Source organism: Streptomyces sp. 5-10 (assembly GCF_014712245.1).
Lineage (GTDB): Bacteria > Actinomycetota > Actinomycetes > Streptomycetales > Streptomycetaceae > Streptomyces > Streptomyces violaceusniger.
The window spans coordinates 139518-166245 of the sequence record NZ_JACVYG010000013.1 but is presented as its reverse complement, the minus strand read 5'-3'; the positions used below and the strand labels follow the sequence as shown (position 1 = coordinate 166245).

Annotated in this window: 23 protein-coding genes; 12 read left to right on the top strand and 11 right to left on the bottom strand. The window is 70.4% G+C overall.

Translation table 11 applies throughout. The annotated features are described in order from the left end of the window. Positions 1–45 precede the first annotated feature (45 nt). Positions 46–804 carry a transglycosylase SLT domain-containing protein gene (locus tag IEJ02_RS18000; RefSeq protein ID WP_191065794.1) on the top strand — a complete coding sequence of 253 codons (759 nt, stop codon included), beginning with the start codon at positions 46–48 and terminating at the stop codon, positions 802–804. Between the two features lie 123 nt (positions 805–927). Here IEJ02_RS18000 and IEJ02_RS17995 read toward each other — a convergent pair whose 3' ends face one another. After that, positions 928–3621: an ABC transporter ATP-binding protein/permease gene (locus IEJ02_RS17995; protein ID WP_191065793.1), complete on the bottom strand. Its 2694-nt coding sequence runs from the start codon at positions 3619–3621 to the stop codon at positions 928–930. Positions 3622–3845: 224 nt separating this feature from the next. Between IEJ02_RS17995 and IEJ02_RS17990 the strand changes: the two genes are divergently transcribed. Together IEJ02_RS17990 and serB are read left to right on the top strand one after the other, a co-directional pair. Continuing rightward, positions 3846–5360, top strand: coding sequence for a streptophobe family protein (locus tag IEJ02_RS17990; protein WP_191065792.1), 1515 nt, complete (start codon positions 3846–3848; stop codon positions 5358–5360). A 124-nt stretch (positions 5361–5484) separates the two neighbouring features. Continuing rightward, positions 5485–6717: a phosphoserine phosphatase SerB gene (gene serB / locus IEJ02_RS17985; RefSeq protein ID WP_137977386.1), complete on the top strand. Its 1233-nt coding sequence runs from the start codon at positions 5485–5487 to the stop codon at positions 6715–6717. A gap of 182 nt (positions 6718–6899) precedes the next feature. Here the strand turns inward: serB and IEJ02_RS17980 are convergent, their stop codons facing one another. From IEJ02_RS17980 to IEJ02_RS17970, 4 genes are all read right to left on the bottom strand, one after another. Next, on the bottom strand, positions 6900–7418 hold the full coding sequence (locus tag IEJ02_RS17980; RefSeq protein WP_191065791.1) for a SixA phosphatase family protein: 519 nt from the start codon (positions 7416–7418) through the stop codon (positions 6900–6902). Between the two features lie 115 nt (positions 7419–7533). Continuing rightward, the gene (locus tag IEJ02_RS17975) at positions 7534–7752 is read right to left on the bottom strand and encodes a hypothetical protein (protein WP_044577431.1); all 219 of its coding nucleotides are present in this window, start codon (positions 7750–7752) and stop codon (positions 7534–7536) included. 151 nt (positions 7753–7903) lie between these two features. After that, on the bottom strand, positions 7904–8020 hold the full coding sequence (locus IEJ02_RS49900) for an SGM_5486 family transporter-associated protein (protein WP_251983317.1): 117 nt from the start codon (positions 8018–8020) through the stop codon (positions 7904–7906). A 104-nt stretch (positions 8021–8124) separates the two neighbouring features. Beyond that, positions 8125–9438: a CynX/NimT family MFS transporter gene (locus IEJ02_RS17970; protein WP_223863991.1), complete on the bottom strand. Its 1314-nt coding sequence runs from the start codon at positions 9436–9438 to the stop codon at positions 8125–8127. 140 nt (positions 9439–9578) lie between these two features. On the opposite strand from IEJ02_RS17970, the gene IEJ02_RS17965 reads away from it, so the two are divergent. Continuing rightward, the gene (locus IEJ02_RS17965) at positions 9579–10253 is read left to right on the top strand and encodes a FadR/GntR family transcriptional regulator (RefSeq protein WP_137977388.1); all 675 of its coding nucleotides are present in this window, start codon (positions 9579–9581) and stop codon (positions 10251–10253) included. Positions 10254–10348: 95 nt separating this feature from the next. On the opposite strand, the gene IEJ02_RS17960 is transcribed toward IEJ02_RS17965, so the two are convergent. From IEJ02_RS17960 to IEJ02_RS17945, 4 genes are all read right to left on the bottom strand, one after another. After that, the gene (locus tag IEJ02_RS17960; RefSeq protein ID WP_137977389.1) at positions 10349–10672 is read right to left on the bottom strand and encodes a hypothetical protein; all 324 of its coding nucleotides are present in this window, start codon (positions 10670–10672) and stop codon (positions 10349–10351) included. Positions 10673–10991: 319 nt separating this feature from the next. Next, positions 10992–11762 carry an enoyl-ACP reductase FabI gene (gene fabI, locus IEJ02_RS17955; protein ID WP_191065790.1) on the bottom strand — a complete coding sequence of 257 codons (771 nt, stop codon included), beginning with the start codon at positions 11760–11762 and terminating at the stop codon, positions 10992–10994. Positions 11763–11767: 5 nt separating this feature from the next. Further along, entirely contained in the window at positions 11768–12472 is a 705-nt protein-coding gene (gene fabG / locus IEJ02_RS17950) for a 3-oxoacyl-[acyl-carrier-protein] reductase (protein ID WP_137977391.1), read from the bottom strand. A gap of 267 nt (positions 12473–12739) precedes the next feature. Further along, entirely contained in the window at positions 12740–13609 is an 870-nt protein-coding gene (locus IEJ02_RS17945) for an MBL fold metallo-hydrolase (RefSeq protein WP_137977392.1), read from the bottom strand. 229 nt (positions 13610–13838) lie between these two features. Between IEJ02_RS17945 and IEJ02_RS17940 the strand changes: the two genes are divergently transcribed. Genes IEJ02_RS17940 through IEJ02_RS17930 form a run of 3 tightly spaced genes read left to right on the top strand, consistent with a single transcriptional unit; the run spans position 13839 to position 19157 of the window. Next, the gene (locus tag IEJ02_RS17940) at positions 13839–14225 is read left to right on the top strand and encodes an SseB family protein (RefSeq protein WP_223863990.1); all 387 of its coding nucleotides are present in this window, start codon (positions 13839–13841) and stop codon (positions 14223–14225) included. After that, entirely contained in the window at positions 14218–14739 is a 522-nt protein-coding gene (locus IEJ02_RS17935) for a hypothetical protein (RefSeq protein ID WP_191065789.1), read from the top strand. Before IEJ02_RS17940 ends, IEJ02_RS17935 begins: the two co-directional genes overlap by 8 nt. Further along, positions 14739–19157, top strand: a complete 4419-nt coding sequence (locus tag IEJ02_RS17930; protein WP_223863989.1) for a putative T7SS-secreted protein — start codon at positions 14739–14741, stop codon at positions 19155–19157. The genes IEJ02_RS17935 and IEJ02_RS17930 overlap by 1 nt, the downstream gene beginning before the upstream one ends. Positions 19158–19776: 619 nt before the next feature. Here IEJ02_RS17930 and IEJ02_RS17925 read toward each other — a convergent pair. Both IEJ02_RS17925 and IEJ02_RS17920 read right to left on the bottom strand, forming a co-directional pair. Then, complete coding sequence (locus IEJ02_RS17925; protein ID WP_223863988.1) at positions 19777–20370, bottom strand: Uma2 family endonuclease; 594 nt, start codon at positions 20368–20370, stop codon at positions 19777–19779. Between the two features lie 30 nt (positions 20371–20400). Then, entirely contained in the window at positions 20401–20868 is a 468-nt protein-coding gene (locus IEJ02_RS17920) for an ATP-binding protein (RefSeq protein ID WP_191065814.1), read from the bottom strand. 186 nt (positions 20869–21054) lie between these two features. On the opposite strand from IEJ02_RS17920, the gene IEJ02_RS17915 reads away from it, so the two are divergent. The 5 genes from IEJ02_RS17915 (at position 21055) to tyrS (ending at position 26712) form a co-directional block, all read left to right on the top strand. Then, positions 21055–21852 (top strand): helix-turn-helix domain-containing protein, encoded by a 798-nt coding sequence (locus tag IEJ02_RS17915; RefSeq protein ID WP_191065788.1) that lies wholly within the window; start codon positions 21055–21057, stop codon positions 21850–21852. Continuing rightward, the gene (locus IEJ02_RS17910) at positions 21849–22052 is read left to right on the top strand and encodes a DUF397 domain-containing protein (RefSeq protein WP_191065787.1); all 204 of its coding nucleotides are present in this window, start codon (positions 21849–21851) and stop codon (positions 22050–22052) included. The genes IEJ02_RS17915 and IEJ02_RS17910 overlap by 4 nt, the downstream gene beginning before the upstream one ends. Before the next feature lie 223 nt (positions 22053–22275). Then, positions 22276–23811: a TldD/PmbA family protein gene (locus tag IEJ02_RS17905; protein WP_191065786.1), complete on the top strand. Its 1536-nt coding sequence runs from the start codon at positions 22276–22278 to the stop codon at positions 23809–23811. Continuing rightward, positions 23808–25202, top strand: coding sequence for a metallopeptidase TldD-related protein (locus IEJ02_RS17900; protein WP_191065785.1), 1395 nt, complete (start codon positions 23808–23810; stop codon positions 25200–25202). The genes IEJ02_RS17905 and IEJ02_RS17900 overlap by 4 nt, the downstream gene beginning before the upstream one ends. A gap of 94 nt (positions 25203–25296) precedes the next feature. Continuing rightward, on the top strand, positions 25297–26712 hold the full coding sequence (tyrS, locus tag IEJ02_RS17895) for a tyrosine--tRNA ligase (RefSeq protein ID WP_191065784.1): 1416 nt from the start codon (positions 25297–25299) through the stop codon (positions 26710–26712). The last annotated feature ends 16 nt before the right edge of the window (positions 26713–26728 follow it).

The following is a 26728-nucleotide window of genomic DNA, read 5'->3' as shown; positions in this document are numbered from 1 at the left end:
CGATTTGGCCTGCGACTCAAGCGATTGGAAGAGGTCTACTCCGCCATGCCCCTGCCCCACATCCCCGGTTACAACCGTCTCACCAAGACGCACAAGTACTCCGCCGCCGGAATCGCGGCCGCCGGTGCGGCCGCCATAGCCTTCGCGGTCGTCCCCGGCGGTGACGCCGGTGCCAAGACCACGGCCCAGGACCTGCCGAACAAGCCGGTCGCCCTCACCTCTCAGAAGGCCGACGCCCAGGCCCACCACGAGGCCCTGACGAAGCAGTCCGCCCTCGCCGCCAAGCAGGCCAAGGAAGAGGCCGCGAAGAAGGCCGCGGCGAAGAAGGCCGCGGCGGAGGCCGCCGCGAAGAAGGCGGCGGAAGAGGCCGCCGCGAAGAAGGCCGCCGAGGCCCAGGCCGCCAAGGAGCGCGCCGCCAAGCAGGCCGCGAGCCGCTCCGCCACGCGTATCGAGACGGTCGCCGACACCACCAAGAAGACCTACCCGGACAACCTCGACGGCTGGATCCGGGAATCCCTCGACATCATGAAGGAGAAGGGCATCCCCGGCTCCTACGAGGGCATCCACCGCAACATCATCCGGGAGTCCGGCGGCAACCCGCGCGCCATCAACCTGTGGGACATCAACGCCCAGAACGGCGTGCCCTCCAAGGGCCTGCTCCAGGTAATAGCCCCGACCTTCAAGCAGTACCACGTCGAGGGCACCTCCTGGGACCCGTACGACCCGGTCGCGAACATCACCGCCGCCTGCAACTACGCCGCCGCGCGGTACGGCTCGATGGACAACGTGAACGGCCCGTACTGAGCCCGAACGGCCCGTACCAAGTCCGAACGGCCCGTCATGGACCCGGCGTCGCGACGCCGAAGGGCGACGGCACCCCCTGTGTGCGAGGGGTGCCGTCGCCCTTTTCCGTGACCGAGGTGGCGGCTACTTGCGCATGACCTCCGGCTCATGGCGGCGCAGCAGCCGTGCGACCGCGATGCCGCACACGATGCCCAGGACGATCAGCGCGACCATGTCGATGCCCCACTGGGTGGTGGTGTGCTCCCACAGCGGGTCGGTGTCCAGGGGCTTCTTGCTGTCCCACGGCGCCATCATGTGGCCGGCGCCCGGGCCGAGGTCCAGCGTGGCACCGGCCGCGCCGATCGCCCAGCGGGACGGCATCAGCCAGGCGAACTGCTCCACGCCCGGCGATCCGAAGATCTTGAACAGCACACCGGTGAAGACCACCTGGACGATCGCGAACATGACCAGCAGCGGCATGGTCTTCTCGGCGGTCTTCACCAGGGACGAGATGACCAGGCCCACCATCATCGAGGTGAAGCCGATCGCGATGACGGCCACGCAGAGCTCGGCGGCCGGCGGCATCAGCAGGCCCTCTTCGGGCAGCTTGCGCGTCGAGAGACCGATGGCGGAGATGATGACGCCCTGGCATGCGGTGATCACGCCGAGCACGATCACCTTGGACATCAGATACGCGGAGCGGGACAGGCCGACCGCCCGTTCCCGTTCGTAGATGACCCGTTCCTTGATCAGTTCTCGTACGGAGTTGGCCGCGCCGGTGAAACACATGCCGACCACCAGGATCAGCAGCACCGTCCCCGCGGCCTGGTTGAAACTACCCTTCGGGGCCATCTGGAGGCCGAACTTCGCCGGGATGACGACGCTCACCGACCCCAGCACGGCGGGCAGGATCACCATCAGCCCCATGAAGCCCTTGTCGGAGCCGATCACCGACAGATAGCGGCGGATCAGCGTCCACAGCTGCGAGCCCCAGCTCTGCGACTTCTGCATCCGGGCCGGCGGCGCCTGGACGTTCACCGACTGCGGGGCCACGGAGTCCAGATCCGCGGCGTACATCTGGTAGTGCTGCGAACCGCGCCAGCGGCCCGCCCAGTCGTAGTCGCGGTAGTTCTCGAACGCCGAGAAGACATCCGCCCAGCTGTCGTAGCCGAAGAAGTTGAGCGCCTCGTCCGGCGGGCCGAAGTACGCGACCGAACCGCCCGGCGCCATCACCAGGAGCTTGTCGCACAGCGCCAGCTCGGCGACCGAGTGGGTGACCACCAGCACGGTGCGGCCGTCGTCGGCCAGACCGCGCAGCAGCTGCATGACATCGCGGTCCATGCCCGGGTCGAGGCCGGAGGTCGGCTCGTCCAGGAAGATCAGCGACGGCTTGGTGAGCAGCTCCAGCGCGACCGAGACCCGCTTGCGCTGACCGCCGGAGAGGGCGGTGACCTTCTTCTCCCGGTGGATGTCCAGCTTGAGCTCGCGCAGCACCTCGTCGATCCGGGCCTCGCGCTCGGCCTCGGCGGTGTCACCGGGGAAGCGGAGCTTGGCCGCGTAGCGCAGGGCCTTCTGGACGGTCAGCTCCTTGTGCAGGATGTCGTCCTGGGGCACCAGACCGATGCGCTGGCGCAGCTCGGCGAACTGCTTGTAGAGGTTCCGGTTGTCGTAGAGGACATCGCCCTGGTTGGCCGGGCGGTAGCCGGTGAGCGCCTTGAGCAGCGTGGACTTACCGGAGCCGGACGGGCCGATGACCGCGACGAGGGACTTCTCCGGGACGCCGAAGGAGACGTCCTTGAGGATCTGCTTGCCGCCGTCGACCGTCACCGTCAGATGGCGGGCCGAGAAGGAGACCTCACCGGTGTCGACGAACTCCTCGAGGCGATCGCCGACCAGCCGGAAGGTGGAGTGACCGACGCCGACGGTGTCGGTGGGGCCGATGATCTGCTGCCGGACCGGCTGACCGTTGACATAGGTGCCGTTGTGGCTGCCGAGGTCGCGTATCTCGAAGCGGCCGTCGGGCAGCGCCCGGAACTCGGCGTGGTGGCGCGAGACCTGCAGATCGGAGACGACCAGGTCGTTCTCCAGCGCACGACCGATCCGCATCACCCGGCCGGCGGCCAGCTGGTGGAAGGTGGTCGGGCTGCGGTCGCCCTGGGCGGTCGCGGTGCCGGCCGCCGGGCCGGAGGGACCGGCGCCGGGGCCGCTCTGCGCGAGGTTGCTCTGCGGGGCCTGGGGCTGCGGCTGCTGGTGCGGCTGGGGGGCCTGCTGCGGCTGCTGATGGGGCGCCTGCTGCTGCGGGATGAACGGCTGCTGCTGATGCGGGGCCTGGGGCTGCTGCCAGCCTTGGGGCTGCGCCTGCGGCTGCCCTTGGGGCGGCTGGCCGCCCTGCTGCGGCCAGCCGCCGGGGCCGGGCTGCTGCGGCGGCGGCTGGGCGGGGGGCTGCTGGCCCTGGTGGGCCTGCTGACCCTGCTGGGGCATGCCCATCGCCGCCTGCCCGCCGTACGCGCCCGCGGCACCCATCGAGGGGGCACCGCCGCCGGAAACGCTGAGCCGGGGGCCGTCGGTGGCATTACCGAGATGGACGGCCGAACCAGGGCCGATTTCCACCTGTTGGATTCTCTGGCCCTGCACATAGGTGCCGTTGGTGGAACCCTGATCCTCAATGATCCAACTGCGCCCGCCCCAGCGCACCGTGGCATGTCGCCAGGAGACCCTGGCGTCGTCCAGCACCATGTCGCCCTGCGGGTCACGCCCCAGGCTGTACGACCTGGATGGATCAAGTGTCCAGGTCTGTCCGTTCAATTCCAGTACGAGTTCCGGCACTCCATGCCCCACTAGTTGTCCCCCGAGCTACCCCCTGACACAGGGAGTCTAGGGATGGCGAACATCGTGAGGAACTATTTCAGGCTCAGTCCCTTCACCGGAAGTCGGGTTTTGACAAGACCGCATCTCGGGCGTCATTGACTCATCCGAAAGGCCCTCGGAAAGTGGTAAGCGCTGACGGATAGTGCGGATCATTGTTTATCCGGGCAACTCGCGACGATCGGGGGGTCGGCGGTATGAGCGCGAGCGGCGGCGTACGAGTGCCCTGGGGGCCCGCGCTGCTCGCCGCCATCGCCTCGGTGAGCTGGTCGTTCCTGGCCATGGTGGGGATCGCCGCACTCGGTCTGCATCTGATCGGCGCGGACGGGGCGGGCGCGCTCGGGCCGATGGCCGCCGCGGCGACGGTCCTGGCGGTCGGCGGTTCCGTCACTCCGTACGGCGACGTGGGCGCCTTCGGACTGGAGGGCGCCCAGGCCCACGCCGCCATCGATATCGCGCCACTCGGAGTGAGCCTGGTCGGCGCGCTGCTGCTGGGCTGGCTGTTCGTACGGTCGTTGCGGGGCGCGGGGGCGGTGATCGGCCCTGCCGAACTCGCCGCGCGGGCGGGCCTGGTGGCCCTGCTCTTCCTGCTGCTGCTCGCCGGGCTGACCTGGGTGGGCAACGATACGGTCACGATCGACGGCGCCACGCTCGTCAGCCGCGGCCTCGGCACCGAGCACGCCGAGCACGAGCTGCTGAGCCGGCTCCCCGAGCAGCTGGGCGATATCGCGGACATCGGCAGCGGGCTGCTGCCGGACCGGCTGTCCGGCCTCGTCGGCGCCAAGGCGTCCGTCGGCTTCACCGTGGCCCCCGGCCGCTCGCTGCTGGGCGGCGTGGTGTGGGTCGTCGCCGTCCTGCTGCTCGCGCTGCTCGCCTCGCGCCGTACCCCGCTGCCGCCCGGCGGCCAGGCGCTGCACCGCACGGTCCGGCCGGCGGTGTCCGCGCTGTGCGGGGTGCTGGTGCTCGCGGTCGGCGCGGGCCTGGCGGCCGGGGTCTACGCGGCGATCGGCGACGACCATCCGCGGCTGGTGCTCGGGGCGGCGCTGCTCGGCGCGCCCAACGGGGTGTGGATCGGCGTACCGCTGGGCCTGTTCGTCCCCTGGTACGGCAGGGCGACCGGCGCACTGCGACATGTGCTGCCCGACCCGGTGGACGATCTGCTCGCCGGGCCGGGTGGGGAGCGGCTCACGGTGGGGCGGCTGGCGGAGCTCGACGGCCGGGTCTGGCTGCTGGTGGTCGCGAGCGTGCTGCTGATGCTCACCGCCGGGGTGCTCACCGCGGCCCGTACACCCGTGGGAGGCTCCCGGCCGTCCCCCGCGGGGAGCTCCCGGCCGACACCCCTGGGGAACTCCCGGCCGACACCCCTGGGGAGCTCCCGGCCGCTCGCCTTCGCGGGGTGGTGTGCGCTGCGGCTGGGCGTGGCGACGGCGCTCGCGCTGCCGCTGCTGGTGGGGCTGACCCGGGTCTCGGCGGGGGCGAGCCTGTCCGTGCTCGGCTTCGACGCCTTCGGGGCGGGGATCGAGCTGTACGGGAACGCCGCGCCGGCGCTGGCGCTGGGCGCGGGGTGGGGCGCGGCGGCGGGGGCAGCCGGAGCGCTGGCGGCATGGGCGACGGGCGCGGCGGGTCGCCGGGCGGTGGCGCTCGCGCGGCCGGACGAGGGGGACGGCGGCCCAGGCGGGCCCCGGGGGCACGGCGGCGGGCGTGGCACATGACGTCGCCGATCAGGCGAGGGGTGACAGCACGGCGACCGGGACATGAACGTATCCCCTCGGCCGGCCGTCCACGGTGCGGGCTGCCGCGCGCATCGCGGATGCGGCCGGATACGGTGGGAAGACCATGAGCGCATCGCGGATTCCCCCTGTCGCCACCGTCCCGGACGACGATGTCCCCACTCTCCTTGTCAAGATCTTCGGCAAGGACCGCCCCGGTATCACCGCCGGGCTCTGCGACACCCTCGCCGCCTATGGCGTGCACATAGTCGACATAGAGCAGGTCGTCACCCGGGGCCGCATCGTGCTGTGCGTCCTGGTCACGGCGCCCAAGGCCGACGGGGCGGAGGGCGATCTGCGGGCCACCGTGCACAGCTGGGCGGAGTCGATGCGGCTCCAGGCCGAGATCATCTCCGGCCGGGGCGACAACCGGCCGCGTGGCACGGGCCGGTCGCACGTCACCGTGCTGGGGAATCCGCTGACCGCCGAGTCGACGGCCGCCATCGCCTCCCGGATCACCGGCACCGGCGGCAATATCGACCGGATCTTCCGGCTGGCGAAGTATCCGGTGACGGCCGTGGAGTTCGAGGTGTCCGGCGCCGAGACGGAGCCGCTGCGCACCGCGCTGGCCATCGAGGCCGCCGATATCGGCGTCGATGTGGCCGTGGTCGCGTCGGGACTGCAGCGCCGGGCGCAGCGGCTGGTGGTCATGGATGTGGACTCCACCCTGATCCAGGACGAGGTGATCGAGCTCTTCGCCGCGCACGCGGGCTGTCAGGCCGAGGTCGCCGAGGTCACGGCCCGGGCGATGCGCGGTGAGCTGGACTTCGAGCAGTCGCTGCACGCGCGGGTGGCGCTGCTGGCGGGGATCGACGAGTCGGTGGTGGAGAAGGTGCGCGCCGAGGTCCGGCTCACGCCCGGCGCCCGTACGCTGATCCGCACGCTGAAGCGGCTCGGCTATCAGGTGGGTGTGGTCTCCGGCGGCTTCACGCAGGTCACCGACGACCTCAAGGAGCGTCTTGGCCTGGACTTCGCCTCCGCCAACACCCTCGAGGTCGTGGACGGCAAGCTGACCGGCAAGGTGATCGGCGAGGTGGTGGACCGGGCGGGCAAGGCCCGGCTGCTGCGGCGCTTCGCGGCCGAGGCGGGGGTGCCGCTGGTGCAGACGGTCGCGATCGGCGACGGGGCGAACGACCTGGACATGCTGAACGCGGCCGGTCTGGGGGTCGCCTTCAACGCCAAGCCGGTGGTCCGGGAGGCCGCGCACACCGCCGTGAACGTGCCGTTCCTCGACACCGTGCTGTATCTGCTGGGCGTGACCCGCGAAGAGGTCGAGGCGGCGGACGCGCACGTGGACTGACGAGCCCGCCTCGGCGGAACGCGCAGCGGCCCCCGCTCCGCCCGTATGACTACGACGAGGTGGAGCGGGGGCCGGTGCGTTGGGACGTGGGATCACGCCCGGGGGGTCATCCGGGGATCACGCCCGGTGGATCAGCCGGGAGCAGGTCCGGGCGGCTCAGCCGGGAGCCGGGCCCCGGCGGCTCACTCGTGGGGCGCCCAGAAGCTGGTCAGCCGCCCGCAGCCGATCTCGACCGACTTCCACGAGCCGCTGAACGTCACGACCGCGAACGCGGAGGTGGGGAAGGCGCCACGGTCCATGCGCTCCTTGGCGCCCTCGTCGGCCTCGCCCGCCAGCGCGTCGGCCAGGCCGTGCATCCCGGGATTGTGACCCACGACCAGCAGGTCGGTGATGTCGTCCGAAGTCTCGTTGATCACCTCGATGAGCTGACCGACCGGGGCGTCGTACAGCCGCTCCTCGTAGACGGTCTTGGGGCGCTGCGGCAGCTCGTGGACCACCAGCTTCCAGGTCTCACGGGTGCGCAGCGCGGTGGAGCAGAGGGTGAGTTCGGGGGTGAGACCGGCCTCCGCGATCCGGCGCCCGGCGAGCGGGGCGTCATTGCGGCCGCGGTCCGCGAGCGGGCGCTCATGGTCGGCCACCTGGGGCCAGTCGGCCTTGGCGTGTCGAAGGAGGACAATCCTGCGGGGCACATCGACGCTCATGCGTCCCAGCTTCGCATGAATCGGTGCACGAGGCGCAGGGTGTTGGAACGACCTCGTCAAACGTGAGCACACCCGCGATATGGCGGACACAACTGATCTCCACCGCCTACGGTGGTCACGGTGCCGCTTCTCCGAAGGTCCGCCGCACCAACTCCACGACCTGCGAGACCGGCCCTGAGCCACCGCTGTCGGCGTGGGCGTCGGTGGGTCCGGTCAGCAGGAGCAGCAGCGCCGCGAAGGCCACGGCCGGGAGGGCGACGGCCCACCACGGCAGCCGGGTGTCCATGCCGCTGTCCACCGGGTGCGCGGGCCGGGTCTGGGTGCGGGCGGACATGGGATCGCCTCCGGGGTCGCCGAACGTGTCGATGGTTCGACGGTACGGAGCGGGCGGGGCGTCTCCCATCCGGTGAGCCACCCAGTTACCCCTGAGCCCTGCCCCCTAGGGGATGGTGGGGCCAGCCCCACCATCCGGCCGGCACACCAGGTCAGGGCGAGGCGATGGTGGCGATCACACCGATGATCACGGTGATGCCCAGCATGACGCCGAAGATGACGAGGAGCTTCTTCTGGCCGTTCGGGGGGTTCTCATCGAGCACTGGCATGGCACCAGTGTCCCATCCCCGCTGCGCGGGACCGCTCAGCCCCCTGGGCAGGCTGCGCGCTTGTCAGGCCGCGTGCTCATCAGGCTCGTCAGGCCGCGTGCGCGTCAGCCTTCGTCCTCGAGGTGGCGGTCGCGTCCGGCCAGTACGCCCGCGACGATCTGCGGCACCATGAACCCGGCCATCAGCGCGATCGGCTGCCCCCAGCCCCCGCTGTGCTGGTAGAGCACGCCGACCAGCAGCGGGCCCGGGATGGACAGCAGATAGCCGACGCTCTGCGCGAAGGCCGACAGCCGGACGACGCCCGCGTTGGTCCTCGTCCGCATGCCGATCATGGTGAGGGCGAGCGGGAAGGCGCAGTTGGCGATGCCGAGCAGCACGGCCCACGCCCAGGCGCCCTCGGCCGGGGCCAGCCACAGCCCGGCGTAACCGGTGAGCCCGAAGACGCCGAGGATGACGACCAGGACGCCCTGGTGCCGCAGCCGGGCGGCGATCCGCGGCAGGACGAAGGCGAGCGGCACGCCCATCGCCATCATCACGGCCAGCAGCAGACCCGAGGTGGAGGCGGAGACCCCCGCGTCCCGGAAGATCTGCGGCATCCAGCCCATGGAGATGTACGCGGCGGTGGCCTGGAAGCCGAAGAAGACGGCCATCGCCCAGGCGAGGGGGGAGCGGGTGATGCGCATCGCGGGCGCGTCGGCCGGGGCCGCGGCAGTCCCGGCCGCGGCGGGTGCGTCCGCATCCGTACCGCCCGCCTCCGGGCCGCTCGCACCGGCGCGGGCGAGGAACAGCCAGGGCACCAGCGCCACCACGGCGAGCAGCGCCCACACCCCGAGCCCGGTCCGCCAGGAGCCGCCCAGCGCGTCGGTCATCGGCACGGTGACCGCCGCGGCGGCGGCCGTACCCAGCGACAGGCCCATCGAGTACAGCCCGGTCATCGCGCCGACCCGGTCCGGGAACCAGCGCTTGACGATCACCGGCATCAGGATGTTGCTCACCGCGATCCCGGCCAGGGCGAGCGCGCTGGCGGCCAGGAAGACCACGGTCCCGCCGGCGAAGGGGCGCAGCAGCAGCCCGGTGGCGATGGCGGCGAGCCCGGCGCAGACGATGGCCCCCGGCCCCCAGCGCCGGGCCAGCCGGGGAGCGGTGAGCCCGAAGAGCGCGAAGCAGGCCGCGGGCACGGAGGTGAGCACTCCGGCGACGGTGCCGCTCATCCCGAGGTCGTCGCGGACCTCCTCGAGCAGCGGCCCGAGGCTGGTGACGGCGGGGCGGAGATTGAGCGCGGCGAGCATGAGCCCTGCCGCCATGACGCGGCCGCGCCAGGGCGAGGCCGCGCGGCGCGGGCCTCCCGGTTCCGCCGGGCGGGGCGCGGAGGCGGCGGTCTCGGGCGTCGCGAGGTCGTCAGACGGGGACGTATGCATGCCGACCATCATAGAATCATGGGATGAATGCCCGTCCAGTGGATAGCAACCACCCGGTAACGGCCGGACGGCATCATGGAAGGGTCGTCCGTTCGCCCACCTCGGGCGGCATCCGCATCCGCCGTACGCACAGGAGAGTCATGCCGCTGACCTCGCCCCGGCGCTCCGCCCTCGCCGACCAGGTGATCGCCCAGCTGCGCGCCCAGATCACCTCGGGCGAGTGGCCGGTGGGCTCGCGGATCCCCACCGAGCCCGAGCTGGTCGAGCAGCTCGGGGTCGCGCGCAACACCGTACGGGAGGCCGTGCGCGCCCTCGCGCACAACGGGCTGCTGGACATCCGCCAGGGCTCGGGCACGTACGTACTGGCGACCAGCGAACTGGCCGGGGTGATGCACCGCCGCTTCGCCGGTGCCGACCCCCGTCATGTGGCCGAGCTGCGCAGCGCGCTGGAGACCAAGGCGGCCCACCTGGCCGCGGAGCGCCGTACCGAGCAGGACCTCAAGCAGCTGGACGCCCAGCTGGACCGGCGCGAGCGGGCCTGGGAGGCGGGCGACCCGGACGCCTTCGTCGAGGCGGACGCCACCTTGCACATGGCGGTCGTGGCCGCCGCGCACAACGATGTGCTGGCCGAGCTGTACGCGGATCTGGGCGCGGTCGTACGGGACTTCCTGCGCGCGGACGTCGACAGCGGGATGGGCCCGGAGACGTATGTGGACCACGGACGGCTGGTGGAGGCGATCCGGGAGGGGGACGGGGAGCGGGCGGCGGCCGAGGCCAGCACCCACCCGTTCGGCTGCCGTTTCCGGGGCCGCTGAGCGGGGTCGCCCGGCAGATCGGGCCATGGGCGGACGCATGCGGAGCGGCCCCCCGCACTCAGCGGCAGCTCCCGCCCTCAGCGGCAGCCCCGCGCTCAGCGGTGGCTCACCCAGGCCTTCCGTATCTCCTTCCAACAGCGCTCGGCGAGCCGCACATACTGCGCCGGGCCGACCTCCACCGGACGGGCGTCCATGTCCGGGTCCCACCAGCGGGCGCATTCCACATGCAGCTGCACCCGGTCGGCGCCCGGATTGGGGTTGAAGCAGTTGGCGGTGGCGTGCGAGCCGCGCACCGTGGTGTTGCAGGCGGCCTCGCGCGGCCGGGGCCGGTCCTGCGCGGCGGAGCTGGAGGCGGCGATGACCAGACCCACCGTGGCGACGAGCAGCACCGCGGCCGCGACACGGCGGGTCGTACGCATGCGGGACCTCCTCGGCCGTGCCGCTGGCGCTGGCGCTCCGGTGAGTCGGTTCGACGTATCAGACGTATCGGGCGTATCGGGAGCCCGGGAGTATCGGAAACCCGGAAGCTCGAAAGCCCGGGAGTATCAGGTGTTACGGGGCGTATGACTCCACAGTGCGGGTGCCCGCCACCCGTACGCGCGCCCTGCTCCCCCGAACGAGTGAACGCGGACGCGGAACGGCCGCCGCCCGGACCCGCGGTGCGCGGGAGCGGGACGGCGGCCGTCGCGCGGAAACGCCGTGGGCGCGGCCCTGGGCTCAGCCACCCATCAGGTGCACTCAGGCACCCATCATGTGCACACCGCCGTCGACATGCACGATCTCGCCCGTGGTGCGCGGGAACCAGTCGGACAGCAGAGCCACGACGCCACGGCCGGCCGGCTCCGGGTCGGTCAGGTCCCAGCCGATCGGGGCCCGGTGGTTCCACACGTCCGCGAGCTCCTCGAAGCCGGGGATGGACTTCGCGGCCATGGACTTGATGGGCCCGGCGGAGACCAGGTTGCAGCGCACGTTCTTCTCGCCGAGGTCGCGGGCGAGGTAGCGGTTGGTGGACTCCAGGGCGGCCTTCGCCACGCCCATCCAGTCGTACTTCGGCCAGGCGAACTGGGCGTCGAAGGTCAGGCCGACGATCGAGCCGCCGCGCGGCATGACCGGCAGGCACGCCATGGTGAGCGCCTTGAGGGAGTAGGCCGAGACGTGCACGGCCGTGCCGACGTCCTCCCAGGTGCCCTCGAGGAAGTTGAACGCGCCCTGCGGGCCGAAGGCGATGGAGTGCACCACGCCGTCGAGGTCGACGCCGTCGCCCAGGTGCTCGCGCACCTTGTCGGCCAGGCCGTCCAGCTGCTCCTGGTTCTGCACGTCCAGCTCGATGACCGGGGCGGGCTTGGGCAGCCGCTTGGCGATCCGCTCGACGAGGGAGACCCGGCCGAAGCCGGTGAGGATGACCTCGGCGCCCTCCTCCTGGGCCAGCCTGGCGGCGTGGAAGGCGATGGACGCCTCGGTGATGACGCCCGTGACCAGGATGCGCTTACCGGCGAGAATTCCACTCATGACGTTCAGTGACCCATGCCCAATCCGCCGTCGACAGGGATGACGGCTCCAGTGATGTACGCGGCCTCGTCGGAGGCCAGGAAGCGGACCGAGGCGGCGATCTCCTCGGGCTGCGCGTAACGCGCGAGCGGTACCTGCTTCACGATGTTCTCGCGCTGGTCGTCGCTGAGCGCGCGCGTCATGTCCGTGTCGACGAAACCGGGTGCGACCACATTGACGGTGATGTTGCGCGAGCCCAGCTCACGGGCGAGGGAGCGGGCGAAGCCCACCAGGCCCGCCTTGGACGCGGCGTAGTTCGCCTGACCGGCCGAACCCATCAGCCCGACGACCGACGAGATCAGCACCACGCGCCCCTTACGGGCCCGCAACATCCCCCGGTTGGCCCGCTTGACCACACGGAACGTGCCGGTGAGGTTGGTCTCGAGGACGGCGGCGAAGTCCTCCTCGGTCATCCGCATCAGCAGCTGGTCGCGGGTGACCCCGGCGTTGGCCACCAGGACCTCGACCGTGCCGTGCTTCTCCTCGATCTCCTTGTACGCCTGCTCGACCTGCTCCGGCTCGGTGATGTCGCACTTGACCGCGAGGAAGCCGGCCGGCGGCTCACCGGACCGGTAGGTGATGGCGACCTTGTCGCCAGCGTCGGCGAAGGCCCGGGCGATGGCGAGGCCGATGCCGCGGTTGCCTCCGGTGACGAGAACCGAGCGGCTCAAGGGACCACCTTCTCTTGTCGATCTCTCATGTCGGTGTCGAGCCGGACGTCACAGTGCGTGCCGACCCCTACCCTCGCAAACTATCGGTCCAAGGCCCCCGAGGAGGAATCGGGCAGCCACAGGGGCGTGTGTCCCTCCCTGTCGACTTCCTACAGAAGCCCAGTGGTCACCGAGCGCCCGCCGGACGCGATCACGACCTCTCCGATACCCGGCCTCTCCGATACCGGCCTCTCCGATACCCGGCCTCTCTGTCGCCCGGCCGCTCCGTCACCAGCGGACGGCCGTGAAGTCGATCGGCCGGGGCCGCAGCAGCCCCGTGCGCTCCGCCAGCGCCCGCAGACGCCGGGACATCTCGTCGGCGTCCAGACGGCACCGGTCCCCGTGCCCCGGCAGGATCCACTCGCAACGCAGCCGTCCGGCCACCCTCGCCAGTGAGGCGGCCAGCTCCTCGATGGAGTACCAGGTCACGCTCTCCGCGACGGCCAGGTCTCCGATCGCGCGCGACCAGTAGATGCTGTCACCGCTGAAGCAGTACCGGTCGTCCGCGAGGTAGAGCACACTGCCCCGGGTGTGGCCCGGCAGCGGATGGGCCGTGACCCCCTCGCCGATCTCCACGGGCTCCAACCCCCGGATCACCCGGTCCGCGTCGGGCGCCGCGTCCAGATCACCCTCGTGGATCCACAGCCGGGCACCGAAGTGGTCCGCGTAGCGACGGCCGTGTGCGGCGTGGTCGCGGTGGGTCAGCAGCACATCGGTGACGGGGCCCGACGCCGCGTAACGCCCGGCCAGCTCCCGGCTCCAGCGCGGCGTGTCGATCATCATCGCCGTGCCGGACGGCCGCGGCAGCAGATAGGAGTTGGCCCCGGCGGTGTGCTGGGAATTGTGGCCGCAGATCAGCACCCCGTCGTCCAGCGCCATGGGGAACGGGTCGAGCGCCCGGTCCGGCGGCCCGGACGTCCGGCGGATCGAGCGGGTGGGACAGGCGAAGACGGCCGCGTGCAGGCGCCGCGTCTCCGCCTCGTCGCGCGGCTGACGCACGACCTCCGACTGCCCGCCGACCTCGCTGATCAACTCTGGCGCCAGCTGCCGGGCGACGTCGCAGTTGGTACAGCGGTCGTCCACGTACCAGTCGTCCATGACCGGGCTCCTTCCAGGAATGCGGCCCTGGCCCGGACCGCACTTCCAGGGATAGCCAGTCGCGGACAAAACCGGTAGACCCCGCCGATCTTGCACTTCCTGGCCCCGGCCTCTCTCACGGGCCCGTGAATCTCGAGAATTGGTCCAGACCTTCAGGTTCACCCATTCATCACGGCGCGTCGTGCGGCGGTCACCAGTGGTGTCAGTCACCTGTGCGAAGATGGCCCGCATGTTTGGGGGAGGGGACAGCAGACCGCCTGGTCAGGGCGGCAAGCAGACACTGGCAGACCTCGTCCGCCAGGAGACCGCCGCGCGGATGACGGAGCGGGAGAAGTGGGCGGCGCTGCGGAAGGCGCGGCTGTATTTCCAGCGCCCGGAGGAGCCGGGCTTCCTGGTCTCGGAGACCGCCGAAGGCGGCCCGCTCGTGCCGGTCTTCACCTCGCTCGAAGGGTTCGCGCGCTTCGCGGGGGCGTGCGGATGGGCGTCCACGACCGTCGAGGACCTGGTGGGCCTGCTGCCCGAGGGCGTACGGGCGCTGGTGGATCCGCTGGGCGAGCGCCCCTTCCTGCTGGACGCCGCGACACTGCGCGACACGGAGGGGGCCGACGGTGGCTGATCCCGACGCGAGGAATGTGAACCGCGCCCCGAGCGAGGGCGGCGAAGACGGCAAGTACGGCGGCAACGAGGGCGCCGACGGCTACAAGATCGAGATCGAGTCGGTGAAGGGTCTGATCAGCCCGCTGGAGGAGTCGGTCGTCGGAGCCCGGGCCGTGAAGAACAGCCAGGAGAAGCTGACGGCCTATCTCCAGCACTGCGGCGCGCCCGAACTCCTGGAATCGGGCAAGGGCTTCCTCCGGGCGTGGGGCTTCGGCATGGGCGAGCTGGCCGATCACGCGGACGCGGTGGTGGAGCGGCTGTACGAGGCGATAGCCGGGTACATGCTGGCGGACCTGATGCGGATCAAGGACTTCTGGCCCTCGGACGAGAACATGGCCAAGCTCCCCTCGGGCGCGGCGGGCAAGTGGTCCTGGGAGCACGTGGGCGCGCCCGAGATGGAGAAGCGCCCGGAGGACACGGGATTGTCGAAGTTCTCGCGCAAGCTGCTGAGTGAGTACGGGGACGAGTCGTAATGGGCGATCCGGACGCGGGGCGGGCCCCGCAGATACGGATACCGGCGGACGCCACGCCCAAGGATCTGATCCCCGGCGATCCGGACGACATCGACGACCTGGTGCTGGAGCTGCGCGCGTACGCGGGCGCCTTCCAGGACGGCAAGGACAAGCTGCGGCCGCTGGAGCTGGCGGACTGGTCGGGCAAGGGCGCGAGCGAGTTCCGGAAGGCGGTCGACCGGCTGCCGAAGGAACTGACCTCGGGCCACGACCAGTTCACCCATGCGGCGAGCGCGCTGGCGGCGTACGCCACCAAGCTGCGGTCGGTGCAGAAGCGCTGTGAGCCGATCATCGAGGACGCGAACGCGGCGCGGGCGGCGTCCAAGGCGCACAGCAAGAAGGTCGAGTCGTACAACGACGCGGTGACCCGCGGCGACGAGCAGTTACCGGAGAAGCCCGCGGAGACCGATCCGGGCATCGCCGCTATGGAGAGCTGTGTCGGTCGGCTGGACAAGCTGATCGAGGAGTTGCAACTGGTCGTCGACGCCTCGAAGAAGAAGATCGACGAGGCGGCGGAGAAGGCTCCGGACAAGCCGAGCAACTGGCAGAAGGCCGGGGACAGCCTCAAGGACGGGCTGTGGAAGGTCCACCACGGCATCCTGGGCGTGGCCGAGCTCCCGGCCTCGCTCCTCAAGGGCGACGCCCAGGGCTTCGCGATGCAGCTGGCCGGCATGGTGGACGGCGCGGCATACGCGGCCCAGCACCCCAAGGAGTTCGCGAAGGCGGTCACGAACTGGGACATGTGGTCCAAGGACCCGCTGCGCGCGGCGGGCGAGATGACCCCGTCGCTGCTGCTCGCCCTGGCCACGGGCGGCGCGAGCGCGCTGCGCAAGGAGCTCCAGACGGGCAGGACCGCCGCCCAGCGGCTGGCGGCCCGCAAGAAGGTCCTGGGCCGGGACGGCGAGGCGTCCGGGCGGGCGGACAGCGAGGGCACGCACGACCGGCACACCCACGACAGGGACTGCGAGGACGACCCGGTCGACGTCGCGACCGGCGAGATGGTCATGTCGGCCACGGATGTGTCCCTGCCCGGGGCGCTCCCCCTGGTCCTGGAGCGCACCTTCGTCTCCGGGCACACCTGCGGCGGCTGGTTCGGCCGCACCTGGGCGGCCACCCTCGACCAGCGGCTGGAGCTGGACGCGGACGGGATCGTGTTCGTCACGGCCGACGGCATGGTGCTGCGCTACGGGGTACCGACGCCCGGGGAGGACACCTATCCGGCGCGGGGCCCGCGCTGGCCGCTGCGCTGGGACGGCGCGGCGGGCGGCACGATGCGGATCGAGATACCGGAGCAGGGGCGCACGCTGCGCTTCGACCCGCTGGCGGGCAACGAACTCCCCCTGACGGTGATCGAGGACCGCAACGGCCGGTCCATCACCTTCGCCTACGACGAGGACGGCACCCCGCGCGAGGTGGTCCACTCCGGTGGGTACCGCATCGCGATCGACGCCGATCCGGAGCTGATGCGCATCACGGGGCTGCGGCTGCTGGGCGTGGGTGACGCCGAGGAAGGGACCTTGCTGGTCTCCTTCGGCTACAACGGCGCGGGCGACCTGACCGAGGTCTTCAACTCCGCCGCCGAGCCGATGCGGTTCACCTACGACGACCAGCACCGCGTCACGTCATGGACCGACCGCAACGGCACCAGCTTCGGGTACGTCTATGACCACCGGGGCCGGGTGCTGCGCACCATCGGCTCGGACGACATGATGACCGGCCGCTTCCACTACGACGAGGCGTCCCGCACCACCGTCTACACGGATTCGCTCGGCCACCGCGTGACGTATGTCTTCGACGAGGCGTACCGCGCGGTGGCCCGCACCGATGCCCTGGGCCACACCACCCGCACCGAGTGGGACCCGGAGACGCGCCGCCTGCCGCTGTCGGTGACGGACCCGCTGGGCCACACCACGCGCTTCGCGTACGACGACTCCGGCAACCTGGTACGCGTGGCCCGCCCGGACGGCACGGTGGCCACGGCCACGTACGACGCGTACGGCCGGCCGCTGGAGGTCCGGGAGCCGGCCGGCGCGGTGTGGCGCCACGCCTACGACGAACGGGGCAACCGCGTCCGGACGACGGACCCGACGGGCGCGGAGACGCACTACACGTATGACGAGTCGGGGAACCTGACCTCGGTCACGGACGCGCTGGGCCACACCACGCGTGTCGTGTGCGACGCGGCGGGCCTGCCGATCGAGGTCACCGACGCGTTGGGCAACACGACCACGGTCCGCCGGGGCACCCATGGCCGCATCACGCGCGTCACCGACCCCCTGGGCCATGTCACCCGCCAAGGCTGGACCATCGAGGGCAAGCCCGCCTGGCGCACCCGGCCGGACGGCAGCCGCGAGACCTGGACCTGGGACGCCGAGGGCAACCTCGTCGAACACACCGACCCCGCGGGCAACACCACCCGCCACACCCACACCCATTTCGACCTCCCGGCGACGCGGACCGACCCGGACGGGGCGACGTACGCCTTCACGTACGACACCGAGTTGCGCCTGACGACGGTGACGAACCCGCAGGGCCGGACGTGGACGTACGCGTACGACGGGGCGGGCCGGGTCACCGCGGAAACGGACTTCAACGGCCGCACGCTCAGCTACCAGCACGATGCGGCGGGCCGCCTGATATCCCGGGTGAACGGCGCGGGCGAAGCGCTGGCCTACACGCGTGACGCGCTGGGCCGCACGGTCGCCACGCGCACGGCGGACGGCACGGAGACGACGTTCGCGTACGACGCGGCGAGCCGCCTGGTGCGGGCGGCGAACCCGGACACGGAGCTGAGCCGCACGTATGACGCGCTGGGCCGGGTCCTGACGGAGACGGTGGGCGGTCGTACGACGTCGTACGCGTACGACGCGGCGGGCAACCGCACCGAGCGGATCACGCCGAGCGGTCTGCGGTCGGCGTGGACGTACGACGCGGCGGGCCGCCCCGCGTCCCTCACCACGGCGGACAACTCCCTGCACTTCGCGTACGACGCGGCGGGGAGGGAGACGTCGAGGACCTTCGGCGACGACGTGACCCTGACCCAGGCGTGGGACGCCTTGGACCGCCTGACGGGCCAGACCGTCACCGGCCCGGCCAACGCCCTCGTCCAGCACCGGGCGTACAGCTACCGCCCCGACGACCACCTCACCGAAATCCGCGAGCTGACGTCCGGCACCCGCCGCTTCGACCTCGACCCGGTCGGCCGCGTGACGGCGGTCCACGCCCACGGCTGGACCGAGACCTACGCCTACGACGCGGCGGGCAACCTGACGCACGCCACGGCCCCTGATCACGCGTCCCCCGGGGACCGCGAGTTCACCGGCACAGTGATCCACCGAGCGGGCCGCACCACGTACGAACACGACGCCCAGGGCCGCCTGACCCGCCGCACCCGCAAACTCCTGAACGGCCAGACCCGCACCTGGACCTACACCTGGAACGCGGAAGACCGCCTGACGGACGCGACGACGCCGGACGGCGACCACTGGCACTACGCCTACGACCCACTGGGCCGCCGCACCGCAAAACAACACGTCGCGAAGGACGGCACGGCCACCGACCGAATCGACTTCACCTGGGACGGCACGAGGCTGGCCGAACAAACCACACGGGAAGGCTGGGCCACAACCTGGGACTACGCCCCGGAAACCCATCGCCCGCTGACCCAAACCGAGCACCAGGGGTCCGAGACCCACTTCCACGCCGTCATCACCGACCTGGTCGGCACCCCGACGGAACTGGTCACCCCCGACGGGGAATTGGCCTGGCAACACCGCACCACCCTCTGGGGCACGTCTCTCCCCGCCCCACCCGGTGCGGCCGACTGCCCCCTCCGCTTCCCCGGCCAATACGCCGACCCGGAAACCGGCCTCCACTACAACTATTTCCGCCACTACGACCCCGAAACGGCCCGCTACGCCTCCCCAGATCCGCTCGGGCTTCGGCCAGCCCCCAATCATCATGCCTATGTGCGGAACTCTCTCACCCGAATAGACCCACTGGGTCTGGAATCGGGAGCACGCGACGAAGACGAATATCTCTATCGCGGGGTTCCGAACGGACACTATAAGTACGATGAAGCCAAACAGGGGCGTGCAGTACCGCTGGGTGGCCACGATGATCCCGCAAGCCATAATGGAGGCAACACAAACAGCGAGTTCACCTCATGGACCACCGACTTCGATGGCGTAGCGGTGGACGCGGCCGACGAATTGGGATCTGGAGGAATAGTCATGAGGATTCCAAAATCCGCCATACCCGAATCGCGAATAGTCGAGTCACCTGACATCTATGGCGAAAGTGAGATATTGATCAGGGGCGAAGTAACGGGGGCCCAAGTGTCCACCAACAACGGGAAGAGCTGGAAATGTCCAGGTTGATCAAATCACTCGAAAGGGCGATCGATCGAGGCGTTATCGACGCATCATTTCTATCGCTCATCGGAAACACAGAGAGGGTGGATCATTCACATTCCGAAGTAAGCGTCGAGTCACTACAACGAACTTACCGAAGGAGGATCAATAGGTTCTCCTCGGACACGACAGAATATGCGGAGATAAGTCGCCTCCTACAAGCCCTCGAGTCGGTTGCAACAGATTCCGTCAGATTGTTCACCCTGCATGGCAGCGAAGGCCGAAAGACCCTTCTTTTGGCTGACGAAACCGGCACTGAGGTCCTCTACTGGTCCCCTATGTGGGTAAGCCAATAGTCATTCGCCCAGGTGCTGGCGGCCATACCCTTGAGCGATAGCGGCGAGCCAGAGTCGGCCCGAGTACGGCTAGTGCAGGCGTGAATGGTTGACGCCAGTGTTCCCCGCTTCCGGCGGAATTGCCGCGCCTCAGGCCTCAGGCCCCAGGCCCCAGGCCCCAGGCCCCAGGCACATGGTTCACTGCCGACGGGCACCACGCCACGTACCCGCTGACTGCCGTCGGCGGCCAGCAGTCGCTCGCTCCACTCGGCGAGCAGTCCGGTCTTGTCGGCGTCGGCCGCGTCGAAGGGTCAGCGGGCCTCGGGATAGGTCCGCAGGTCCGTTGTGGCGAGGGTCCAGTCACCGATGGTCACCTCGTCGCCGAAGGCGTAATCGCTGCGGGTGCGGTAACAGGGGCCCTCACCGCCGAGCCCGGGGCCCGGATCGGACAGGGCCGCGATGGTGCCCTTCCGTGGATCGACGAGAAGATAGAGAGGGATGCCCATCGCCGGATAGTCGTGCATCTTCTCGACGTAGTCGGTGGAGTGATTCGACGGCGAGACGATCTCGGCGACCAAAGCAACATCTCGAGGATGGAACGGCGCCATCGTATTCTCGGCGAACACCGCGTCCGGAACGACGATCAGATCAGGGCGCCGGAGTTTCCCGAGTGAGGCGTCTTCCACCTCACCGCCCGTGTGGGCGACCAGGAAATGCGGGATCTGCCGGTCGAGCCGCTGGCGGATACGCAGAGCGATGAACTCGTGCGGACGCGAGGAGGACATCATCATGACGATCTCGTCGCCGCTGATCTCGTAGCCCCGGAACGAATCCGGGGCGTGCTCGGCGAGCCGCTCCGCGATTTCCCGTAGACGCCCGTACTCCACGGCCGAACGCTCCTCCATCACGGCGGGTCTGTTCGTCTCTGCCCTCCATCATCCCGCATCGCCAACTCCGGTGTCTCCGGTGACGGCCTGCTGCGGCCCGCATCCCTCGGGAGCGATGACGTATTCGCACCACACCGTCTTGCCGATGCCCCGCTCCGCCACCCCCCACTTCGACGCGAGCGCGTCCACGAGCAGCAGCCCGCGCCCGCACTCCGCCTCGTCGTCCCGGTCCCGGAGCACCGGGCGCTGCTCGTCGCGGGCATCGGACACCTCGATCCGGGCCGAGGCGGGGGCGCGACGGCCGTCCCGGCCGGGCGGCGGCTGCACGCTGAGCCGCAGATGGAAGCGGCGGCCGGGCACGTGCCCATGACTCACGGCGTTCGCCGCGAGTTCCCCCGCGATCAGCGCGAGGCTCTGCGAGGCTCCGCTGTCCCGGGGAATGCCCCACTCCTCCAGTCTGCGGACGACCAGGCGCCGGGCGAGCCGGGCACCGCGCCGGGAAGAGGTGAAGAACATCTCGAACGTACCGCCAGGGGGATTTTCGCCATTCACGTCACCGAGCGTGGCGAAGCGTGCCTAGCCTGACCAGACGGGCAGCGGGTACGCAGGGTCGCGGTACGGGCACGGTAGGTGTCCGTACGGGAGGACTGCCGTGACGCCGAGGGAAAGAGGCGCGTTCTCGCGCAAGGAGGTGGGTGGGTCATGGCGGGTGACATCGTCAAGTGCATCGGCAGGCAGGTGAAGCTCTTCCGCGAACGGGCGGGGCTCACACAGGCGCAGTTGGGTGAGGCGATCGGGTACAGCGAGGAGCAGGTCTCCTCGGTCGAGCAGGGACGTCGAGTTCCCCAGCCCGACTTCCTGGACGCGGCGGACGAGGCGCTGGAGGCGTTCGGGGTCCTGCGAGCGGCCAAGGAGGAAGTCGCCAACGCACAGCTCCCGGCCTTCTTCCGGGGCGCCGCACGGCTGGAGGCGCAGGCGGTCGAGTTCCACGCGTACGAATGTCTGGTGGTCAACGGGTTGCTCCAGACCGAGGAGTACGCCCGCGCTGTCTTCACGATGCAACGCCCGATGCTGGGCGAGGAGACCATCGAGCAGCGGGTCGCCGCCCGATTGGCCCGGCAGGAACTCATCACTCGGCAACCCCCGCCCATCATGAGCTTCGTGACCGAGGAGGCGGTGTTGCGCCGACCATGCGGCGGAACACCGGTGATGCGCGCGCAGTTGGAACACCTGCTACACCTCGGCCAGATGCGGAACGTAGACCTTCAGGTCATGCCGACGGGGGTGGATGAGCATGCCGGAGCGGGCGGCCCATTTGCCTTGCTGGAGCCCAAGGGGCGCCAGATGATGGCCTATGTGGAGGTTCAGGACATCAGCAGATTGCTGACGGATCGCAAAGCGGTCCGCACGCTGGAACAGCGCTACGGGATCATCAGAGCCCAGGCTCTCACTCCACGGGAGTCGCTGGCTTTCATCGAGAAACTGCGGGGAGAAACGTGAACAACAACGACATCGAACTGTCGTGGTTCAAGAGCAGCTACAGCAGCGGTGAGGGCGGCATGTGCGTCGAGGTTGCCGCCACCGCCCGCACCGTCCACGTACGGGACTCCAAGAACCGCCACGGATCACAACTCGCCTTCTCCATACGCCAGTGGGACGCGTTCATCGGCCGTCTCACGGCTGAAGAGTTCGGCGTGTAACCAGCCCGTTCGGCCGCCCTGGGCAACCGGGGCGGCCGTTGCTTGCCGACCCGAGCGTGCTGTTGCCCGTCCTGAGCAGCGAGCGGCGAGCGGCGTGGCCGGAGGCCGAGGGCGGCGGCCCCGGGCCCGGTGGTCCAGCGGCAATTACCGCACCCTACCCCGCAGCCGCGTGGTTCACTGCCGACGGACACCACGCCACGTACGCGACGAAGAGGAGCCGCCCGTGACGCACGAGATTGATCCGTCCTTCCTCGCGCTGCCGCTCAGGGCGCTCGCCGACGCGGCGCTCGCGCGGGCTCGCGCGCTGGGGGCCGCGCACGCCGACTTCCGGTTCGAGCGGGTGCGCAGTGCCGCGTGGCGGTTGCGGGATGGCAGGCCGTCCGGGGCCTCCGACATCACCGACCTGGGGTATGCCGTACGGGTGGTGCACGGCGGGGCGTGGGGGTTCGCGTCCGGGGTGGATCTGAGCATGGACGCCGCCGCACGAGTGGCCTCGCAGGCGGTGGCGATGGCGAAGCTGTCGGCCAAGGTGATCGAGGCCGCCGGGTCCGACGAGCGCGTCGAGTTGGCGGACGAGCCGGTGCATGCCGACAAGACCTGGGTGTCCTCTTATGAGGTCAACCCGTTCGACGTGGCCGACTCCGACAAGACCGGACTGCTCACCGAGTGGAGCGAGCGGCTGCTCGCGGCCGATGGGGTCGCGCACGCGGACGCGTCGTTGCTGACCGTGCAGGAGAACAAGTTCTACGCGGACACGGCGGGCACCACGACCACCCAGCAGCGGGTACGACTCCATCCGCAGCTGACGGCCGTCGCCGTGGACCCGGCGAGCGGGGAGTTCGACTCGATGCGCACCCTGGCCCCGCCGGTCGGGCGCGGCTGGGAGTATCTGACCGGCGGGCCCGGCGCGGGCGGCTGGGACTGGGACGCGGAGCTGGCGGAGATCCCGGAGCTGCTGGCCGAGAAGATGCGCGCGCCATCCGTCGAGGCCGGGTCGTACGACCTGGTGGTGGACCCGTCCAATCTGTGGCTGACCATCCACGAGTCGATCGGCCACGCCACCGAGCTGGACCGCGCGCTCGGCTACGAGGCGGCGTACGCGGGCACCTCCTTCGCCACCTTCGACCAGCTCGGAAAGCTGAGGTACGGCTCCGAGGTCATGAATGTGACCGGTGACCGGACCGCCGAGCACGGGCTGGCCACCATCGGCTACGACGACGAGGGCGTGGCCGCCCAGTCCTGGGACCTGGTGAAGGGCGGCACGCTCGTCGGCTATCAGCTGGACCGCAGGATCGCCCGGCTGACCGGCTTCGAGCGGTCGAACGGCTGTGCGTTCGCCGATTCGCCGGGCCATGTGCCGGTGCAGCGGATGGCGAACGTATCGCTCCAGCCCGCCCCCGGCGGCCCCTCGACGGAGGAGCTGATCGGGGACGTCGAGAACGGTCTGTATCTGGTCGGCGACCGCTCCTGGTCGATCGACATGCAGCGGTACAACTTCCAGTTCACGGCGCAAAGGGCCTATCGCATCAGAAACGGCGCTCTCGCCGGGCAGGTGCGCGACTTCGCCTACCAGGCCACCACCACCGACTTCTGGGGTTCGATGACGGCCGTGGGCGGCCCGCGGACGTATGTCCTGGGCGGCGCCTTCAACTGCGGCAAGGCCCAGCCGGGGCAGATCGCGGCGGTCTCGCACGGCTGCCCGTCGGCGCTGTTCCGCGGCGTCAACATCCTCAACACCACCCAGGAGGCCGGACGATGAGCGCGAAGCCCCATGAGATCGTCGAGCGCACCCTGGAGCTGTCCCGCGCGGACGGCTGTGTGGTGATCGCCAACGAGACCTCGACGGCCAATCTGCGCTGGGCGGGCAACGCCCTGACGACCAACGGCGTCACCCGCGGCCGCACCCTGACCGTCGTGGCCACCGTGAACGGCGGGCAGGGCACCGCCTCGGGCGTGGTGTCCCGGTCCGCGGTCACCGCCGAGGAGCTGGAGCCGCTGGTCCGGGCCGCCGAGGCGGCTGCGCGGGCGGCGGAGCCGGCCGAGGACGCCCAGCCGCTGGTGGAGCGGGATCCGGACGCGGCGGTCTCCCCCGGCTTCACCGACTCCCCCGCCGTGACCTCCTCCGAGGTGTTCGCCGGCTTCGCCCCCGCCCTCGGCGAGTCCTTCGCCCGGGCCCGCGCGGGCGGCCGGGAGAGTTACGGATTCGCCCACCATGAGCTGGTCTCCAGCTATCTCGGCAGCTCCACCGGGCTGCGGCTGCGCCATGACCAGCCCACCGGCACGCTGGAGGTCAACGCCAAGTCCCCGGACCGTACGCGTTCGGCCTGGGCCGGGCGGGCCACCCGGGACTTCACCGATGTGGACCCGGCCGCGATCGACGCCGAGCTCGCCCAGCGGCTCGCCTGGGCCGAGCGCAGGGTCGAGCTGCCGGCCGGCCGCTACGAGACGCTGCTGCCCCCGAGCGCCGTGGCCGATCTGCTGATCGACCAGCTGTGGTCGTCCTCGGCCCGGGACGCGGCGGAGGGCCGTACGGTCTTCAGCAAGCCGGGCGGTGGCACCCGGGTCGGCGAGAAGCTGTCCGAGCTGCCCTTCACGCTGCGCAGCGACCCGGCCGAGCCGGGTCTCGAGACGGCGCCGTTCGTGATCGCGCACTCGTCCGGGGACGACGCGTCGGTCTTCGACAACGGTCTGCCGCTGTCGGCCACCGACTGGATCCGCGACGGGGTGCTCCAGCAGCTGATCACCACCCGGCACACCTCCGCCCTCACCGGGCTGCCGCTCGCCCCGGCGATCGACAACCTCATCGCGGACGCGGGCGGCACCCGCTCGCTGGAGGAGATGGTCGCGTCGACCGAGCGCGGGCTGCTGCTGACCTGCCTGTGGTACATCCGCGAGGTCGACCCGGCCACGCTGCTGCTCACCGGGCTGACCAGGGACGGCGTCTATCTCGTGGAGAACGGCGAGGTGGTCGGCGAGGTGAACAACTTCCGGTTCAACGAGTCGCCGGTGGATCTGCTCGCCCGCGCCACCGAGGCGGGCCGCACCGAGCGGACGCTGGCGCGGGAGTGGAGCGACTACTTCAACCGCGCCGCGGTGCCGCCGCTGCGCATTCCGGACTTCAATATGAGCTCGGTCAGCAAGGGGGTGTGAGGAGCCGAATAGACTGGTCCACGCCCATCCGAAGCGACCGTTTCGAATCCATCCACATCCGCCCATATCCGTTTCGTCTATCACCAGGAACGCCATGACACGCCTCGGCGAATCCGTCGCCCGCGCCAGCGAGCTCCTCACCCAGGACCTCTCCTCCGACAAGACCGTCGAGCGGCTGCTCGAGGAGACGGGCTCGCGGCGCTATATCGACCTGACGGACCTCTCGCCGACGGAGCAGGCCGAGCTGATCGCGTCCCGTACGGTCGAGATCCTGCCCGGCGTGGCGGAGCTGGCCAAGCGGATCGAGGAGCGCCGCGGCGCCGGCCACGGCCTGGCGATCAAGCTGGGCATCGACCCGACGGCCGCCGATGTGCACCTCGGCCATGTGGTGCCGATGATCATCCTCAACCGCTTCCAGCGCATGGGGCACGACGTCACGCTGCTGATCGGCGACTTCACGGCCAAGATCGGCGACCCGTCGGGCCGTACGGCGGAGCGCCCGCCGCTGACCGACGAGGACATCGCCCGGAACCTCGCGGGCTACCAGGACCAGGTCCGGCCGTTCTTCGACTTCGAGAAGGTCAACTTCCGGCAGAACAGCGAGTGGCTGGCGCCGTACACCTTCCCGGAGCTGCTGGGGCTGCTCTCCCAGGTGCCGGTCTCCCAGCTGCTGCAGCGCGAGGACTTCCGCAACCGGCTGGCCGCCGGCTCCGGGCTGACCATGTCCGAGCTGCTCTACCCGATCGCGCAGGCCCTCGACTCGGTGGCCCTGGAGTGCGATGTGGAGCTGGGCGGCGCGGATCAGCTGCTCAATCTGCAGATGGGCCGCAAGCTGATGGAGCTGCGCGGTCAGCGGCCGCAGCTGGTGGTCACGATGCCGCTGATCGAGGGCACCGACGGCACCGGCGCCAAGATGTCCAAGTCCAAGGGCAACTACGTGGCGCTCTCCGCGACCGCCGACGACGTCTTCGGCAAGATCATGTCGATTCCGGACCGGCTGATGAAGCCGTACCTGGAGGCATGGACCGAGTGGACGGACGCGGAGATCGCCACCGCGATCGCCCGGGTCGAGGAGCGGTCACTGCACCCAATGGATCTGAAGAAGGTCCTGGCGGGCGAGGTCGTGGCGGCGCTGTACGGCCTCGAGAAGGCGATGGCGGCCCGTGCGGGCTTCGTCGCCCAGTTCTCCAAGAAGAGCTTCACCGACGTCGAGACGCCGGTGGTCGACGCCGGGGAGCACGGCACCGAGTCCATCGCGACCGTGCTGAGCAAGGTGCTGGAGTTCCAGCCCAGCGCCTCGGCCGCCCGCCGGGTCGCCAAGCAGAACGGTCTGCGGCTGGTGATCGAGACCGACGGCGGCCAGGAGTCGGTGGTGCTGCCCGAGGCCCAGGCGGTGCGCCCGCTGGCCGAGGTGGTCGCGGAGACGCTGGCGTCCGCCGGGCTCGCGGGGGCCTCCGGCGCGGTCTACCTCAAGGCCGGGCGGAAGATCGCCCAGGTGCGCGGGGTGTAAGTCCGCCCGCCTCACC

What these genes read in the sequence shown, in the direction of transcription:
- IEJ02_RS18000 (WP_191065794.1), top strand. Translation starts at nt 46, where the DNA reads ATGCCCCTGCCCCACATCCCCGGTTACAACCGTCTCACCAAGACGCAC.
- IEJ02_RS17990 (WP_191065792.1), top strand. Translation starts at nt 3,846, where the DNA reads ATGAGCGCGAGCGGCGGCGTACGAGTGCCCTGGGGGCCCGCGCTGCTC.
- serB (WP_137977386.1), top strand. Translation starts at nt 5,485, where the DNA reads ATGAGCGCATCGCGGATTCCCCCTGTCGCCACCGTCCCGGACGACGAT.
- IEJ02_RS17980 (WP_191065791.1), bottom strand. Translation starts at nt 7,418, where the DNA reads ATGAGCGTCGATGTGCCCCGCAGGATTGTCCTCCTTCGACACGCCAAG.
- IEJ02_RS17975 (WP_044577431.1), bottom strand. Translation starts at nt 7,752, where the DNA reads ATGTCCGCCCGCACCCAGACCCGGCCCGCGCACCCGGTGGACAGCGGC.
- IEJ02_RS49900 (WP_251983317.1), bottom strand. Translation starts at nt 8,020, where the DNA reads ATGCCAGTGCTCGATGAGAACCCCCCGAACGGCCAGAAGAAGCTCCTC.
- IEJ02_RS17970 (WP_223863991.1), bottom strand. Translation starts at nt 9,438, where the DNA reads ATGCATACGTCCCCGTCTGACGACCTCGCGACGCCCGAGACCGCCGCC.
- IEJ02_RS17965 (WP_137977388.1), top strand. Translation starts at nt 9,579, where the DNA reads ATGCCGCTGACCTCGCCCCGGCGCTCCGCCCTCGCCGACCAGGTGATC.
- IEJ02_RS17960 (WP_137977389.1), bottom strand. Translation starts at nt 10,672, where the DNA reads ATGCGTACGACCCGCCGTGTCGCGGCCGCGGTGCTGCTCGTCGCCACG.
- fabI (WP_191065790.1), bottom strand. Translation starts at nt 11,762, where the DNA reads ATGAGTGGAATTCTCGCCGGTAAGCGCATCCTGGTCACGGGCGTCATC.
- IEJ02_RS17945 (WP_137977392.1), bottom strand. Translation starts at nt 13,609, where the DNA reads ATGGACGACTGGTACGTGGACGACCGCTGTACCAACTGCGACGTCGCC.
- IEJ02_RS17940 (WP_223863990.1), top strand. Translation starts at nt 13,839, where the DNA reads ATGTTTGGGGGAGGGGACAGCAGACCGCCTGGTCAGGGCGGCAAGCAG.
- IEJ02_RS17930 (WP_223863989.1), top strand. Translation starts at nt 14,739, where the DNA reads ATGGGCGATCCGGACGCGGGGCGGGCCCCGCAGATACGGATACCGGCG.
- IEJ02_RS17925 (WP_223863988.1), bottom strand. Translation starts at nt 20,370, where the DNA reads ATGGAGGAGCGTTCGGCCGTGGAGTACGGGCGTCTACGGGAAATCGCG.
- IEJ02_RS17920 (WP_191065814.1), bottom strand. Translation starts at nt 20,868, where the DNA reads ATGTTCTTCACCTCTTCCCGGCGCGGTGCCCGGCTCGCCCGGCGCCTG.
- IEJ02_RS17915 (WP_191065788.1), top strand. Translation starts at nt 21,055, where the DNA reads ATGGCGGGTGACATCGTCAAGTGCATCGGCAGGCAGGTGAAGCTCTTC.
- IEJ02_RS17900 (WP_191065785.1), top strand. Translation starts at nt 23,808, where the DNA reads ATGAGCGCGAAGCCCCATGAGATCGTCGAGCGCACCCTGGAGCTGTCC.
- tyrS (WP_191065784.1), top strand. Translation starts at nt 25,297, where the DNA reads ATGACACGCCTCGGCGAATCCGTCGCCCGCGCCAGCGAGCTCCTCACC.